The following is a 15,841-nucleotide window of genomic DNA, read 5'->3' as shown; positions in this document are numbered from 1 at the left end:
AAAGAATGAAAACCTAACCAACAGGCAACCCACCTTATGCAACATCCACTTTACCAACAAGCAACTTATTTAAAATCGGCTCCCGATTTGTCACATTGTCCAGAAGATTTCGGCTATGAAGTCGCTTTTGCCGGGCGTTCCAATGCCGGTAAGTCCAGCGCTTTAAATGTGATTACCTCACAAAGAGGGTTGGCTAAAACCAGTAAAACACCGGGAAGAACACAGCTAATTAATTTTTTTGAATGTGATGAACAACGTAAATTAGTGGATTTGCCTGGTTATGGGTATGCCAAAGTCAATGTGAATACAAAACGTGCCTGGGAAAGAAGTTTGTCGGAATACATTGAAGTTAGAGCGTCTTTGAAAGGGTTGGTGATGATGGTGGATTCAAGAATGCCTCCGACTGAAATTGATTTGATGATGCTGGATTGGACGCTGACACTGAATTTACCCGTACATATTTTATTGACGAAGTCTGATAAATTGAAAAAAGGGCCGGCGCAAAACAGTTTGTTAAAGATGCGACAATTGTTGAGTGAAAAGTACCCGCATGCAACGGTGCAGTTGTTTTCTTCTTTAAAACGACAAGGGTTGGATGAAGTCTGGGCTAAGCTGGATGAGTGGATGGAATACGAACGGCCTGTTAAGAATCAGCCGGAGACAAAAAAGTCATAAAAAACGCCCAGGCCTGGGCGTTTCTATAAAAAGGATCGGTTTTGATTAAAAACGGTAACCGGCTTTTAAGGAATAGGTTCCAACTTCCCCAATTTGGTTATAACCAACCAGAACATCCATTAGCAATAAGTTAATGTTGACCCCAACAGCAAACTTCGCCATTGAAACCGATTCGTTCTTAAGGTTTGAACCTGCCAGGCCTAAATTTAGCTCTTCAGGTTGGGTTTCCCCATTGACCATTCCAACAGCGGCATAAGGCGTGAAATTTGCAAAGCCTTTTGAAACACCGACTTCTGCACCAAAACTATTAAACTTCAAAGCATCGATCCCACTGGTTTGAGCATAATTACCACTGATGCCAATCGCTGGGTATAAAGCCCCTCCTTCAATTAAAGCATAACTGAGTTTACCGCCCCAGGTTTCAATATTACTGCCAGGAGATTTAGTGTAATTGATGCCAAAATCGACCCCAAAAGGCAGGCCTTTGACAGCGTGAATGGTAAAGGTATCTAAAGACGATTTACCGTTATTGGAAACACGATCCATATGATCGTATTTAAATTGCGATAAATTATAGGATATTCCAATATCAAACCCTGAAACCCCTAGAGGTTCAGCAGGTTCCAGTGTTTTTACAGATAAAGCGCCCGTCAGGTCTTTTGCAAATTCTTTGAATTGAGATTGGCTCTCAAAGTTTAAATAATCAATATTATTTGTCCCTGCTGAAACCAAGGCAGGAAAAATAAATCCTATGAAACAAAGTTTTTTCAGCATGATATTTTCCTTTAAATAATAACGAATGAGACAAAAAACCCCCTAAAAAATTACAGGGGGTTTAATGGGTTTAAAAAGATTATCAGGCTTGATTAAAAATCAAACTCGACACCTGCAGAGGCCATGATCCCTGCATCTTTTTGTTTGTCTTCAACACCGCTGAAATCGGTTGTTGTAGTTGCCACATCCAAGTTTAAGAAACCAAGCGTTAACCCGACATTAGTGTAGGTTTTTTCAGTACCAATCAAGTTACCTCTCAAACCAAAGCGCACATCAGGAATATACCAAGCGGAGTTGGTTGCATAACTTGCCCCAACAGACCACCATTGCGTGTCGTTATTGTTCAAGTCATTCGATTCTGCTAAGTCATAACTTCCTGCCAGTGTCCATTCACGGTTTTCAGAGTAGACTTGCGCACTGACACGGTATTGCGCTTTCATTTTGTAGTCTGACGGCACTAACGATGAAAAATAATCATATTTTGTTTGTGTGCTGGTCATGTTGTTGACTTTGAAAGTGGGTTCTGTCAAGTTCATCCCGGTTAAACCGATCATATAATTATCGGCCATCCAGTTAATCCCGATATCCGCGGTTAAGTTCGAATCGCTGGAGCCTGTATCCATGCCATCGACATAGTCGCTGAAATTGGCAGAACCCGTTGCGTTATCGTCAATGAATTGCTTCAAATCGACATTATTCTGGTTAGACAATAACGTTAAATAGCGAGCCGTGACCCCAATGGTTAAAGCGCTGTTGCCTGATGTGACGGCTTTAAAACCATATCCTAATGCAAACTCATCTAGCTGCTTGTAAGTAACACCCAAAGCAGCGGATCCTCTATTAATAGTCAAGTTCGTTCCGTCTGCCGCAGGCGTAACGTTTCCTGTTCCTTTGATAATGATACCAGCAGCGCCAACTTGACGAGTGTAATCTAAGCTCAGACCTCCGGCCATGGAATCGGTTTTAATCAGCAATGGAACGGTCACACCACTGATGGTGCTGATATTCCCTTGATCATAGTTGGCTATGAAAGTTTCAAGGTTGGTTTCAAGTTGTGCTGCATTTGCTACATCATTCAACAGTGGGTCGATTTGATTATCGTAATAATCCGAAGCCCCTTCTAGATCTTGAATTTCAATACGCGTTTGTGCATTGATTCCCAAACCGACACGATAGCCTTCCGTATCTGCGGCATTTAAAGCATTGTTTGCCGGGTTCGCTAAGGGATCATAAATGGTGTTGGCGTTGGAAGCATCGCCATACCCAATATTGGGCCCAATAGGACCAGAAGAAGAAGGTGCCGCCTGAGCAGAAGTGGCGCCCAATAAACATAACGCACTGATAAGTTTTAATCGGTTCATGGGAATCTCCATTGTATTACGTATAAATAAGGGGTTGGTTAAAAAAATTCTATCAAATAATCGGTTAAATAACAGATATAAAATAAGATAATTCAACTTTAATGTGCTTCATCCCAATTCAGACCATCACCAATTTCAACAATCAAGGGCACATCGAGCTTTAAAGCCGCTTCCATAATGGTTTTGATTTCTTTTCTGGCTTGGTTCATATCCGCTTCAGCCACTTCAAATACCAATTCATCATGCACTTGCATCAACATTTTAATGTCACAATCGGTCTGATCGAGCCATTGCTGCATTTTTACCATGGCGGTTTTGATGATGTCGGCGGCAGTGCCTTGCATCGGGGCATTGATGGCCGTTCTTTCTGCATACTGTCTTAACTGACCATTTTTGGCATTAATATCCGGTAAATATAGTCGACGTCCCATCAAAGTTTCTACATAACCGGTTTGCTTGGCATTGTCCTTGGTCGATTCCATATAATCTGCGACGCCGGGATAACGTGCGAAGTAGAGATTGATATATTCCTGTGCCAACCCTCGGCTGATATTAAGTTGTTTTGCCAACCCAAAGGCCGACATGCCATAAATCAATCCGAAGTTCACCGCTTTGGCGCTGCGGCGTTGTTCAGAAGTGACTTCTTCTAAAGGCATGTTAAAAATTTCAGCCGCGGTTGCCTGATGGATATCTTTGCCTTCGGCAAACGCTTTTAATAAACTCGCATCGCCTGATAGGTGTGCCATGATACGCAATTCAATTTGCGAGTAATCGGCAGCCATCAAACGATAACCGGGTTGAGCGATAAATGCCTGGCGGATACGTCGGCCTTCGGCGCTTCGAATCGGAATATTTTGTAGATTGGGTTCTGTTGAAGATAAACGCCCGGTTGAGGCTATCGCTTGTTGGTAAGAGGTATGAACTCGACCGGTGTGCTCATTGATTTGTTTCGGTAAAGAATCGGTGTAGGTGGACTTCAGTTTGGCCAAACTGCGATATTCCAGAATCAGGTTTGGCATTTCATGGCCGTCTTCAGCCAATTGCACTAACACCGGTTCTGCAGTAGAAGGTTGTCCTTTTGGCGTTTTTTTCACAATTGGGAGTTCTAGACGTTCAAACAATACTTCTTGTAATTGTTTGGAGGAATTCAAATTGAATGGGGTGCCGGCGATTAAATGCGCTTTTTGCTCCAACTCAGTGAGTTTTTGTCCCAGTTCATAAGACTGGTCTGCCAGCATTTGACGATCAATCAACACACCATTACGTTCCATTTTTGCCAACACGGGCATTAACGGCATTTCAATTTCTTCAAAGACTTTGTTCAGCGTCGGCTCTGCTTGTAACTTCGGTAATAGGGTTTGATGCAATTGCATCGTGATGTCCGCATCTTCCGCGGCATAAGGTGACGCCGTTTCCAGTTCAATCTGATTGAAGGTTTTTTGTTTTTTCCCCGTACCGGCAATGTCTTTAAATTGAATCGTACTGTGGTTTAAATAAGTCAGTGCCAAGTCATCCATATTGTGGCGGGTAGCGACACTGTTAAAACAATAGGATTCCAGCATGGTGTCATACGCCATGCCTTGGACTTCAATGTCCACATTTTTGAATATGTGCCAGTCATACTTGAAGTTCTGGCCGACCTTCTTGATGGCCGGATTTTCCAGAAGCGGTTTCAGTTTGGCTAAGACTTCCTGCAATGGTAACTGTTCCGGCGCATCATCATAATCATGGGTTAAAGGGACATAGGCCGCGAAATTCTGCCAGGCCTGGTCGTTTTTTTCTGCATAGGCGAAACTGACACCGACAATTTTCGCCTCCATCGCATTTAAAGAAGTGGTTTCGGTATCAATGGCAAAAACGTCTGCGGCTTCCAATTTTTTGAGCCAGGCATCGAAAGTTGTCCAGTCGAGAATGGTTTCATAAGGCTCGGAGGTGATTTCAAGTGTGTCAGTAGTTGAAGCAGGGTTGGGTGCTTTTTTAGATTGACCGTTGGTGACGGTTTCAGAGTGCGCTTTACGGCCACTGCTTTTACTAAAAGGCAATTCGCCTTTTAATACGCGGGTCAACCAGTTGCGTAAGTCATATTCAGAAAATAGTGCTTCCAGTGCCTCCATATCCGCTTCATGGCGTTTGATGTCATTGAGTGCGATTGGTAAGTCACAATCCAAACGAATGGTGGTTAACTGTTGAGACAGTTTCAATTGCTCCAGATTGGCACGCAAGTTTTCACCAATTTTGCCTTTAATCTCATCCGCATGCTCAATCAAATTCTCAATAGAGCCATATTCCGCAATCCATTTTGCCGCTGTTTTAGGGCCACACTTCGGGATGCCAGGAATGTTATCACTGCTATCACCCATCAAAGCGAGGTAATCAATAATCTGTTCTGGTTTCACGTGGAACTTTTCAAACACACTGTCGGGTGTCATCAACGTATCATTCATCGTGTTAACAAGAGTGATGTGTTCATTCACCAATTGCGCCATATCCTTATCACCGGTGGACAGCAAGGCATCCATTTTGGCTTGGGTGGCCTGGTGTGCCAGCGTGCCCATGACGTCATCCGCTTCCACGCCATCAATCACCAACAAAGGAATGCCTAAGGCCTTGATGATGTCATGTATCGGCTCAATTTGAATGCGGAGCTCATCCGGCATTGGTGGGCGATGTGCTTTATAGTCCTCATACATTTCATGGCGAAAATTTTTCCCTTTGGCATCAAACACCACCGCAATACGCTCGGGCTGGTATTGTTCCAATAGTTTTCCAATCATGTTGATGACGCCAAAAATGGCCCCAGTGGCATGTCCTTTTGAATTGGTAAGCGGCGGCATGGCATGAAACGCCCGGAACAGATAAGACGAACCGTCAACTAAGATAAAAGGACTGTCTGGATTGAATTCAGGAAGGATTTGAGTCATTGAATGCTTTGCCTCTAAAGGATTATGCTAAAATATCGCCGTTTATTAAGTCGTAATTTTAACCTTTTCTTAGGACGGTTTGGGATGTCTGTTTATACTGTTGTGAATCAAGCGGAGTTAGAGGCCTTTTTAGCGGATTTTGATCAAGGCTCGCTGGTCGCATTTGAAGGTATTAGCGCAGGCATTGAAAACACCAATTATTTTGTCGACACCACCACGGGTCGATTTGTGCTGACAATCTTTGAACACCATGATTTTGATGAGTTACCTTATTTTCTCGATATTATGGCGTTTATGGCTGAACATAAAATTCCGACGGCTCACCCAAAACCGACTTTAAACGGCTCTTATCTTAAAGAACTGAAAGGGAAACCTGCGGCATTGGTTGAGCGTTTAACCGGTTCTGGTGTCGACCACCCGACACAAACGCAGTGTGAAGTCATGGCAGAAAATTTGGCTAAATTTCATTTGGCCGGTCAAGAGTACGACCAGTTTCGTGCCAACGACCGTGATTTGCATTGGATGAAAAACACCTTTCAAGAAATTAAAACCTTTTTGCCTGAAGATGAAACGGCGTTAATCGAATCGGAGATCCATTATCAAAATAATATTGATTGGTCACAACTTCCGAGCAGCGTCATTCATGCCGACTTATTCTGTGATAACGCCTTATTTAATGGGGATGAGTTGTCCGGTATTATCGACCTATATTATGCCTGTAACTCCACCATGCTTTATGATTTGGCGGTGATGGTGAATGATTGGTGTCGTTTACCGGATTTAAGCTTGAGTCAAGAAAAGATCCAAGCAGTATTACAAGCGTATCAGGCAGTGCGCCAGTTAACAGAGCAAGAGCATCAGTCCTGGCAAGCGGCTCTCAGAATGGGAGCTTTACGTTTTTTCCTTTCTCGTTTGAAAGATAAGCACATGCCAAGAGAAGGCGAAATGACGCAAATCAAAGATCCGAATGTCTTCAAAAACCTATTGATTTCCCACCGAAATTAAGACAAAACTAATCTCGTAATCAAAAAATTCTATAGAAAAAACAGCAAGTTTTTTAGTATTTATCGGTCTGTATTGTTATATTGATGTAACAAAAATATAAGCACTTAATAATATCATCGCTTAACTTCCCAATGACGATAAGAAAAAAGGGGGTTCTATGCAGAACTTACTGAGGAATCTTTGGTTTCGTGATCCCAAAGAAGAAACAACTTTTATCAATGATAATGCTGTGAAAATCCGTGCCGGTATTTTATTGATTATTCCGATTTATATGACGTTTACCTTGATTGATGTGGTGTTTGGGCCGACTTGGAATGTGCTGGAAAACACCACTATGATCGATACATTGGAAACCGATTGGAACTGGCATACCATTTATCAGGTACAAGCGACTCAACGCGCTTATGATTATACTATTCAGACCTGGGTATTGTTTTACGGGCTGTTTGAGATGATTGCCGGTATGTTTGTGACCACTTCTCGTTTGTCTCCGACTATCTACCTTGCGACATTATTGGCTAAAAAAGACAAACCAAATTGGAAACCATTGGTTCCCAAGCGATTTGCTTGGACCATTGGCGCCACCTTTATTACGGTGTGCCTGATTTTCTTTAACCCGGACGTGTTTGCGAACTGGGTCAACACCTTGTTTGGCAGCAAGTTGCTTCCAACGACTGAAAATTATATGCCGGACTGGATTCCATTAGTGTTGGTATGGATTTGTTTAGGCTTTATGTGGCTGGAAGCGATTTTAGGCTTCTGCGTGGGCTGCCAAGTGCATGCGTTGATGGTAAAGCTGGGCATTTTCAAGGAAGAATGTTTGGAGTGTAACAATATCGATTGGGAAGAAATCGCCCGCCGTAATGAAGAACGCAAAGCCAAAGAAGCGGCTGAAAATAAGTCCTAAGTACGAGGCTTTGTATTCTCGTTAAAAACCGCCAGGCCTGGCGGTTTTTTTATATCTACTGATTTATTTTAATAAAAGGTTATTTCGCGGGATCAATCTGTCCGGCAATACTATTATTACAGCGGAACCAGCCAGCAATGCTAATACGTGGTTGCTGGGTTGGAAGTACTTCGTGTGGAATTTGTTCGCTCATGAACACCACCAGCTTGCCTATTTCGGGCGTTACGGTGGCCAGTTTTTTAGATGAGTCTTCATTATAAATCACCAGTTCCCCTCCCCAACCCGTCTGCCAGTCAGGGTTCAGATAAAGCACGGTGGTAACCATTCGGTTGGCGCGTCCACGAAAGCTATCCAGATGTTTTTTATAGAAAGCGCCGGCTTTGTACACCGCAAAATGACATTCATATTCAAACAATCCTAGAAATAAGGCACGGTTCAGCTGATATTGCAGTTCAGCCATTTGTTTGAAATACGTTTGCTGCGCGGTTGAAGCGCCGTCCAACCACTTAATTTGATCACGGCGAATATCGGTGTTGAGTTGGTGCACGTCTCCACGACCGATGCCGGCGCGCTGCAGATTACCTTGATCATCATGCTGTTCGGCTTCAGTCAGCAATTGTTGACAAAGTTCATCCGTTACGGCATGCGGCCATTCAAACCAGCCTTTTTCAACCAATGCATCTAACAGTTGATCCATGATTGAATCGGTTAACTTAAGTGCCATCATTACACCTCATATAAAGAAGCGAATTATGCGCTTAAGTGATTCTTTTGGCAATCAAAATTATGGAGTGGGCAAAGGATTATGTGTTGGAAAAAGGTACTGGGCGTAGATTGTGTTGGTTCCCAGCACCTCTCTCTTATCAAAAGAAAGGTTACCAAGCCTTGTAGGGTAAGAATTTTCCGTTCATTGTGATCACGACGCGGTCACCTGCTGGATTTTCTTCTTTATCAATGTCCATAGAAAAATCAATGGCGCTCATGATGCCATCGCCGAATTTTTCGTGAATCAATTCTTTCATAGTCGGACCATACACACCGACAATTTCATACAATCGATAAATCAAAGGATCCGTTGGCACCAATTTGTCCCAGGATTTATGCGGAAAGTCTTGTAAAGCCGTTTCTACTTCAGCCCCCAAACCTAACAGTGTACATACTTTTGCTGCAGGCCCGGCATCCAGGTGGTTCATGCCGAGACAGGCAGAAGTGGTATAGACTTCACTTAATCCTGCGGCTGCAGCAATATCACACCATCCAACCGACTTTTCAGCCTTTGCCAAAATAATCGCTTCCGTCATTTCTACTTTTGACATCATAGTCTTTATCTCCAATGAAGTTAATCAATATCATTGGTGATATTGCAAGGCTTGTGCCACTTTATTATGTTGTTGATTTTATTATATATATTGTTTTTTTTTGTGTGTTTGGTTATTTAAATGTGCAAAACAGTGTTATGTTTTGGTGCATCTACTTTAAAAATACAAAACAAATGATTATGAAAATAATGGTGCAGATAAACTCGCATTCTTTTCATAAGGCGATAGAATAAGTTTTATGACACATCCCGATCTTATAGCCAGCATTTTACTTACCTTCGGTGGCCTGTTTCTGATTGGGTTAACCGCTGATTTATTAGGTCGACACACGCCTCTCCCTCGAGTGACCTTATTAATTTTTACCGGGTTTTTGATTGGTCCCAGCACTTTGAACTGGTTGCCAACATTTGCTTATGATTGGTTTCCGATCCTGACCGATATCGCTTTGGCGATGATTGGGTTTTTGCTTGGGCAGAATTTAACGCGTGAAAAGCTCACCACCATGGGGCGGCCAATCATCGGCATTTCCATCAGTGTGATGATGATGACGGCCACATTGATGTTCTTTGGGTTATGGCTGTTAGGTGTTCCGATTGAAATGGCGTTAATCTTAGCAGGGATTGCTCCTGCAACAGCCCCAGCCCCCGTCATTGACGTGACTCGAGAAATTGATGCAAAAGGGCCCTTTACCGATACATTATTGGGGGTGGTCGCGATTGATGATGCCTGGGGTATGTTGCTGTTCAGTTTCTTGCTGGTGGTGGCAACGATTGTCGGCGGGAACGGTCATAGTCTGGATGCATTGAATAATGGTCTGTGGGAAGTCTTCGGTGCATTGCTTTTGGGCGGGTTACTCGGATTTCCAATGGCTTTTTTGAACAGCCATCTTTATCCTGGAAAATCGTCTCAAGCAGAAGTATTGGGGTTGGTGTTATTGTGTGCAGGCCTGGCTGAAATGCTTGAAGTGTCTTATATTTTATCTGCGATGATGATGGGCACCGTGGTGGCAAATTTCTCAACCCGGCATCGCCATCGTCCTTTTGATGAACTGGAAATGTTTGAGTGGCCGCTGTTAATTTTATTTTTCTTGCTCGCAGGCGCGTCATTGAATTTATCGGCTTTATATACAGTAGGTTATATGGGAGCAGGCTATATCGTTTTCCGCGTTTTGGGACGGATTTTTGGATCTTACATTGGTGCCAAATGGGCGAGGTGTGATCAAAAACAATATGCCTGGATGGGATTTGCCATGCTGCCTCATGCAGGGGTTCCGATCGGGATGGCATTATTGGCTATTCAGCAATTCCCGCATTTAAAGGCCCCTATCTTGGCAGTGATTTTAAGTGCCACGATTGTCTTTGAATTGGTTGGTCCCATCGCGACACGCTGGCTGTTAATCAGATCGGGTGAGTCGACCAGACAAACGGAATTGGATTTTGATTCCAAGCCTTAACGGTTATAAAAAAGCTTGCCAATAGACAGTGGCTGTCAGCGTTATCAATAAAATGCCTATAACGTTAAAGATAATGCCATAGCGTGCCATGATTTTAACGGTGACAGCCCCACTACTCATGGCGATGGCATTGGGTGGTGTGGCAATAGGTAACATAAAAGCATAACTCGCACAGATAGTGGCTACCATCATAAAGAGTCGGCTATCCAGTCCATTTTGTTCGGTAACAGCATAAATCACTGGGAGCACCATAGAAATTAGAGCAGTGTTACTGGTGATTTCGGTTGAAAAGGTGACGATGGCCGCAATCAAGACTAACAGCATTAGCGGAGGCAGGTTCGTTGCGGTCTGTAACCAAGCCGCCAATTGATCCGCTAACCCTGTATCGGTAAACGCATTGGCAATGGCGAATCCTGCCCCGAATAAGAAGATGATTTCATAAGGGATTTTATGGGAATCATCCCAGTTTAAGATATTAAACGGAGGTAAAAACATCATTAGTCCAAACCCCAATAAAATCCCTTTTTCATTTAACCCCAGCCCGCTGTAATAGGGCTCAATTGGAGAATTAATCAGCAGTAGACTGATTAAAGCGATTAAAGCAACACTGACTTTTTTCTGGTTGGAAGACAACTTTTTGGTGCCTTCCTTTGCTGGAATGAGCGTATTATCTGTGCCAAGTGACAGTATCCAGCCCACGACCAAAAACATCATGAGTGCTAATGGTAAGACTAAAGTAATCCATTGCACAAATGGAATGCTGGCGATGTGATGTTCTTCAAGAATCCCGAATAAAATTAGGTTTGGGGGCGTGCCGATGGGAGTGATAATACCGCCGATACTGGCACCATAAGCAATGGCCAAGGCAAACCGAACCGAACCTTGAGCTTTAAATCCTCCGATAAGAAGAGTGCCAATGGAATAAGCAATAAGGTGGTGGTAGTGTTGGATAAAAAAGCGCTTAAGGTCCCCGAGGTGATGGCCAAGGCGAAAATCATGCCGCGTGCTGTGCTGGGAAAAATGGCCAGCATTTTGTTGGAAATGACTTTATGTAATCCGGTTTTCTCAACGGCAATGGCCAGCATAAACCCACCCAAAAACAAGAAGATAATTGACTTGGCATAATTGGGCGCCACGCTATTGGTATCCGCAATACCGAACATGGGAAAGGCGACAATTGGAAATAGTGCGACCCAACCTAGAGGCAGTGTTTCATTACTCCATAAAATGACCATGAAGGTGACTAGCCCTAGTAGAGCCGCCTGCTGAAAAGGTAATAACATATTTAGAAGCACCAACACTATCAATCCCGTCGAAAGAGCCGTGAATAAGCCTATTGTGGTCTGTTTGGTGTTTGACATGGTCATTCCTTTCAGCGGTTTTATTGTAAGATTTTAATCAAATTACACAGCTTTTATGCAATTGATTTTATCTTTCCCTATAATGATTTTAATTATCAATAGAGTTTATTTTTATGGCGACCCATTTTCCAATAGAAACCAATAAATCAGGCTGTTCTCAGTGTCATGCACCGTTAGGGTTTGAATTTACCTTTGCGTTTCAACCGATCGTTCATGTTTTTGATAAGGAAGTATGGGGGTATGAAGCTTTGGTGCGCGGCCTGGAAGAAAAAACCGCTTGGAGTGTTTTAAAGCGTGTAAACGATGATAACCGTTATGCTTTTGATCAAGCTTGCCGAACCAAGGCCATTGCACTCGCCAGCCGATTAAAGTTAGACAAAATGTTGAGTATCAACTTTTTACCGAATGCGGTTTATGAACCGAAACATTGTATTCAAAGTACGTTAAAGGCGGCCGAAGAACATCAATTTCCATTAGAAAAAATCATGTTTGAAATCACCGAATCAGAACAGGTTGTGGATCGAGCTCATCTAACGAAAATTTTTGAATATTATCAATCTCAGGGTTTTACCACTGCGTTGGATGATTTTGGAGAAGGCCACGCGGGCTTGAATATGTTGGCCAGCTTTATACCGAATATTTTAAAAATTGATATGGAACTAATAAAGAACGTTGATCAAAGTCCGATTAAGCAAGCCATTACAAAAAATCTAATTCAGATGTGTAATGATCTCAATGTTACCGTATTGGCAGAAGGGATAGAACGTATCGAAGAAGTACAATACTTTAAAGATCTCGGTGTGCCTTTAATGCAAGGCTATTTTTTCGCTAAGCCAGGGTTTGAGACGTTACCTAAAGTCGATTTTTCCTTTTTAAGTTAATACCTTATATCCTTTTATACAAAACCATGTTTTTATCACTTCAATCAGTTTCTATTTTTATATATAGATAACCTTCATACTTTTTTTCTTATTCCAATCAATTTACTAATTCTATTAGTATAGTAGTAACTTTTAAAGTAATTGCTTTTAAGTATTTATACCATTATAGTTCCCCGAAAACCGCCTCTAAGTACAAGGTTTGATGCAAGTGAGTCTTGTATTTTCAATCAACAACATGCTGTTTCATTGAACATTCAACGAAGAAATTTTAAGGAACAAACCCGATGGTAGATAATCAAGTCAACCTAAGATTCATTGTCAAAGTTGACAAGCAGAATCGAATTAATTTTATCAATAACGAATATGCTGATTGGTTAGGCTATCAGCCTGATGAATTACTCGAAAATTCTACCAGTGTCTTTTTCGTAAATGAAACTCCGGATGTTATTCAAAAGAGTATCGATGATGAAGTTCATCATGGAAGAGCGGTAAGCTTAGCCATTAAAGAAAAAAAGAAAAACGGTGAAACCTTCTGGGTTGATATTCGGGTTCAGCCCGTTATGGAAGCCGGTGAATACCAAGGCTATACCGTAATCAAGCGATTGATCTTACAAGAAGATCGTGTTGCAAAGTTGGAAAAAGTTTACCGCGACATTGCAAAGGGCAAAAAAACACTGATTAAAGGTGAAGTGGTTCATTGCCATAACCACCGGTTGAATAAATGGTTTCGTTTAAATAAGTTAAACATTGTTCAAAAAGTATTGGCCGCCGTGACTTTGACGGCAATCGTGCTGCTATCGTTGGCGTATATCTATGAAAATGAGCAAAAAGACTTCATCTTTAATGAAGTGATCGGTGATCAATCTGGCAATATCCAGGATATGGTGGATACCTATTTTAATAACAAGCTGGATATTGGCGAGGCCGCGTTAGCGGGGATTGCCAAAATGCCCGGTTTTGCCGATGCTTTTGCACAAAAAGATATGGCAAGTTTGGATGTGATGCTAGGAGGCTTAGACGCTTATTTTGCCAAAAACAGCAATAACAAAGGCGTTAAGCTACAGCTGGTCGATAAGGAGGGTATGTCATTTTATCGGAGCTGGGTTAAAAAGCATAAGCAGTTTGACGTTTCTTGGCGCAAAGATGTGGCATATCAGAATAAAAAACCAGGGTTACATCGTACGTATTCGATTGGAAAAATGGCTTTAACCCTTAAAAACCATATCCCAATTTATGGCGATAAGGGTCAGTATTTAGGGTCGGCCGTCTTAATACAAGGGTTAGGCTCTGTTCATAAATCATTACTGCCTAAAAATATCGTGTTTATCACCGCTGTTAAGAAATCTTACTTGACGAAAAGAAATCAAGAGGTGGCGAAATTTCCTGCGGTGTTCAATGATGATAAGTTAGTTTTATCGTCTAAAAAGCATTATGAGACGGAAAGAGGACGTCAGCTTGTAAAAGATTTGCATGCCATGTCCAGCCAAACCTTATTGGAAAAAGGGTATATTCTGGATGACAAGTATCTTCATATAGCCTTGCCTTTGAAGGATGAACAACAGCAGGTCATGGGGTATATCATTGCTTCTCAAACGATTAACAAATTCATTAAGACATTAAATAACCGTTATCAAGCCGCAGAAGACACAACAACGGCGATTTTGATTACGTTCATCATCGTCACAATTCTGTTAATGATTATTTTGCAATATGTTGTCATTCGCCCACTGCGTAAGGCAGAGAGAACGATGCAGACAGCCGTTAAGAATTCAGACTTGTTTGCCCGTTTGTCTAATTACGGCGAGGATGAAATTGCAAAATTGGGATACGCTTATAACCAACAGGCGATGTTATCTCAAGTTGCAATTTCCGAAATGAACACCGCCATGGAACAAATCGTGGCAGGTCGTTTAAATCATCAAGTGACTTTTCCGTTTGAATCGGATTATGGGTTATTAAAAGGTCGGATGAACGAAACATCGCAGAGTTTGAAAAGCACCTTCGCCGCGATTGCAGATGTCATGAATGATTTGAAAACAGGTCATTTTGATGCCGAAAGTAATGCTTCTTTAGAAGGTGCTTATGCAGAAGTGGTCGAAGATTGTTTAAGTGCGATGCATGACTTGAATGTCATCTTTTCTGATATTTCGCGAGTCATGGCGTTGGCGGCAAAAGGAAAATTTGATGAGCTAATTCTGGTTGCTGCTGATGGTGATGTGAAGCGTTTGATAGACACCTTAAATTCAACTTTAAAACAGTTGGATGCCGGTTTTGGAGATGTCATCAGTGCGGCACAACGTCTAGCAAAAGGGGATTTGACCCAGCCGATTGAGGCAGATTATGAGTATAAAATCGGAGAGGCCAAACAGGCGATCAATGAATCGATGTCTGGACTGGGTGTCGCTTTATCAAAAATACTCGATATCACCCATCAGTTGTCTTTGGATGTGAGCACGGTGAATGAAGGCACACAAAGCTTGAATAGCCGAACACAAGAGCAGGCAGCTTCTTTAGAAGAAACGTCGTCCGCAATGGAACAGACAGCCGCCCAGACGAGAAGCAACCTGGATCATACCCAAGAAGTGAACCGAATTACGGAAAACCAAAGTGGGTTACTCACGGATGCGAATAAAGTGATGGTGGAGACTCAACACTCCATGGGCAGTATTGAGCAAGCCTCTAACCAGATTAAAGAAATCACCACGTTAATTGATTCCATTGCTTTCCAAACTAACTTGTTGGCATTAAATGCGGCAGTGGAAGCGGCACGAGCAGGTGACCATGGACGTGGTTTCGCTGTGGTGGCAGGTGAGGTCAGAAATTTGGCTGGAAAATCGGCAGATGCCGCCAAGCAAATTGGTAAACTGGTAGAGAACACTTCAGAAGCTATTGCCGTTGGTGCGAATCAGGTAGAAGAAGTGGCACAATCACTTAACAATATTACCAATGAAACGCTTAAAGTGAGAGAATTGGTAGAAAATGTGACCCGCGCGTCTAAAGAGCAGTCTCATGGTATTGATGAGATAAACAAAGCGATTACAACGATTGATGGAGTCACACAGCAAAATGCGGCCTTAGTCGAAGAGACAACGGCGACAACTGAATCCATGAATCGTTCTGCTGAAGAGCTGATGGATGCCATTAATGCTTTTAAAATAAAGTAATTATAGCCAGGCCTGGCCGA

The 15,841-nt window shown here is 42.4% G+C and carries 11 protein-coding genes and 1 pseudogene; 6 read left to right on the top strand and 6 right to left on the bottom strand.

Annotation, left to right across the window (positions count from 1 at the left end):
- Window positions 1-36: 36 nt before the first annotated feature.
- Complete coding sequence (yihA, locus tag GHNINEIG_RS00200; RefSeq protein ID WP_135794778.1) at window positions 37-675, top strand: ribosome biogenesis GTP-binding protein YihA/YsxC; 639 nt, start codon at window positions 37-39, stop codon at window positions 673-675.
- 45 nt (window positions 676-720) lie between these two features.
- Here the strand turns inward: yihA and GHNINEIG_RS00195 are convergent, their stop codons facing one another.
- The 3 genes from GHNINEIG_RS00195 to polA form a co-directional block, all read right to left on the bottom strand.
- The gene (locus GHNINEIG_RS00195) at window positions 721-1,449 is read right to left on the bottom strand and encodes a hypothetical protein (protein ID WP_135794777.1); all 729 of its coding nucleotides are present in this window, start codon (window positions 1,447-1,449) and stop codon (window positions 721-723) included.
- 92 nt (window positions 1,450-1,541) lie between these two features.
- Entirely contained in the window at window positions 1,542-2,810 is a 1,269-nt protein-coding gene (locus GHNINEIG_RS00190; protein WP_189636896.1) for a conjugal transfer protein TraF, read from the bottom strand.
- 98 nt (window positions 2,811-2,908) lie between these two features.
- A complete protein-coding gene (gene polA, locus GHNINEIG_RS00185; RefSeq protein ID WP_135794775.1) occupies window positions 2,909-5,731 on the bottom strand; it encodes a DNA polymerase I in 2,823 nt (940 codons plus the stop codon).
- 84 nt (window positions 5,732-5,815) lie between these two features.
- On the opposite strand from polA, the gene GHNINEIG_RS00180 reads away from it, so the two are divergent.
- Complete coding sequence (locus tag GHNINEIG_RS00180) at window positions 5,816-6,736, top strand: homoserine kinase (protein WP_189636895.1); 921 nt, start codon at window positions 5,816-5,818, stop codon at window positions 6,734-6,736.
- A 157-nt stretch (window positions 6,737-6,893) separates the two neighbouring features.
- Window positions 6,894-7,643, top strand: a complete 750-nt coding sequence (locus tag GHNINEIG_RS00175; protein WP_135794773.1) for a DUF4395 domain-containing protein — start codon at window positions 6,894-6,896, stop codon at window positions 7,641-7,643.
- 79 nt (window positions 7,644-7,722) lie between these two features.
- On the opposite strand, the gene GHNINEIG_RS00170 is transcribed toward GHNINEIG_RS00175, so the two are convergent.
- Window positions 7,723-8,370 carry a 2OG-Fe(II) oxygenase gene (locus tag GHNINEIG_RS00170; protein ID WP_223260900.1) on the bottom strand — a complete coding sequence of 216 codons (648 nt, stop codon included), beginning with the start codon at window positions 8,368-8,370 and terminating at the stop codon, window positions 7,723-7,725.
- A gap of 148 nt (window positions 8,371-8,518) precedes the next feature.
- Window positions 8,519-8,962 (bottom strand): cyanase, encoded by a 444-nt coding sequence (cynS, locus tag GHNINEIG_RS00165; protein ID WP_135794772.1) that lies wholly within the window; start codon window positions 8,960-8,962, stop codon window positions 8,519-8,521.
- Between the two features lie 238 nt (window positions 8,963-9,200).
- On the opposite strand from cynS, the gene GHNINEIG_RS00160 reads away from it, so the two are divergent.
- The gene (locus GHNINEIG_RS00160; protein ID WP_135794771.1) at window positions 9,201-10,415 is read left to right on the top strand and encodes a cation:proton antiporter; all 1,215 of its coding nucleotides are present in this window, start codon (window positions 9,201-9,203) and stop codon (window positions 10,413-10,415) included.
- Window positions 10,416-10,421: 6 nt separating this feature from the next.
- On the opposite strand, the pseudogene GHNINEIG_RS00155 reads toward GHNINEIG_RS00160, so the two are convergent.
- Window positions 10,422-11,693 (bottom strand): annotated as a pseudogene (locus GHNINEIG_RS00155) (SLC13 family permease); the annotation flags it as partial.
- A 196-nt stretch (window positions 11,694-11,889) separates the two neighbouring features.
- Here GHNINEIG_RS00155 and GHNINEIG_RS00150 point away from each other — a divergent pair.
- Entirely contained in the window at window positions 11,890-12,657 is a 768-nt protein-coding gene (locus GHNINEIG_RS00150; protein WP_135794770.1) for an EAL domain-containing protein, read from the top strand.
- Between the two features lie 284 nt (window positions 12,658-12,941).
- Window positions 12,942-15,821 (top strand): methyl-accepting chemotaxis protein, encoded by a 2,880-nt coding sequence (locus GHNINEIG_RS00145; RefSeq protein ID WP_135794769.1) that lies wholly within the window; start codon window positions 12,942-12,944, stop codon window positions 15,819-15,821.
- Window positions 15,822-15,841 lie beyond the last annotated feature (20 nt).

The sequence above is a fragment of the Hydrogenovibrio crunogenus genome, from assembly GCF_004786015.1.
Taxonomy (GTDB): domain Bacteria; phylum Pseudomonadota; class Gammaproteobacteria; order Thiomicrospirales; family Thiomicrospiraceae; genus Hydrogenovibrio; species Hydrogenovibrio crunogenus.
The sequence above is the reverse complement of the archived record's forward strand: the minus strand, read 5'-3'. Positions and strand labels throughout refer to the sequence as shown.

Excerpts from the sequence above, each read along its gene's own strand:
- yihA (WP_135794778.1), top strand. The coding sequence starts at position 37 with ATGCAACATCCACTTTACCAACAAGCAACTTATTTAAAATCGGCTCCC.
- GHNINEIG_RS00195 (WP_135794777.1), bottom strand. The coding sequence starts at position 1,449 with ATGCTGAAAAAACTTTGTTTCATAGGATTTATTTTTCCTGCCTTGGTT.
- GHNINEIG_RS00190 (WP_189636896.1), bottom strand. The coding sequence starts at position 2,810 with ATGAACCGATTAAAACTTATCAGTGCGTTATGTTTATTGGGCGCCACT.
- polA (WP_135794775.1), bottom strand. The coding sequence starts at position 5,731 with ATGACTCAAATCCTTCCTGAATTCAATCCAGACAGTCCTTTTATCTTA.
- GHNINEIG_RS00180 (WP_189636895.1), top strand. The coding sequence starts at position 5,816 with ATGTCTGTTTATACTGTTGTGAATCAAGCGGAGTTAGAGGCCTTTTTA.
- GHNINEIG_RS00175 (WP_135794773.1), top strand. The coding sequence starts at position 6,894 with ATGCAGAACTTACTGAGGAATCTTTGGTTTCGTGATCCCAAAGAAGAA.
- GHNINEIG_RS00170 (WP_223260900.1), bottom strand. The coding sequence starts at position 8,370 with ATGATGGCACTTAAGTTAACCGATTCAATCATGGATCAACTGTTAGAT.
- cynS (WP_135794772.1), bottom strand. The coding sequence starts at position 8,962 with ATGATGTCAAAAGTAGAAATGACGGAAGCGATTATTTTGGCAAAGGCT.
- GHNINEIG_RS00160 (WP_135794771.1), top strand. The coding sequence starts at position 9,201 with ATGACACATCCCGATCTTATAGCCAGCATTTTACTTACCTTCGGTGGC.
- GHNINEIG_RS00150 (WP_135794770.1), top strand. The coding sequence starts at position 11,890 with ATGGCGACCCATTTTCCAATAGAAACCAATAAATCAGGCTGTTCTCAG.
- GHNINEIG_RS00145 (WP_135794769.1), top strand. The coding sequence starts at position 12,942 with ATGGTAGATAATCAAGTCAACCTAAGATTCATTGTCAAAGTTGACAAG.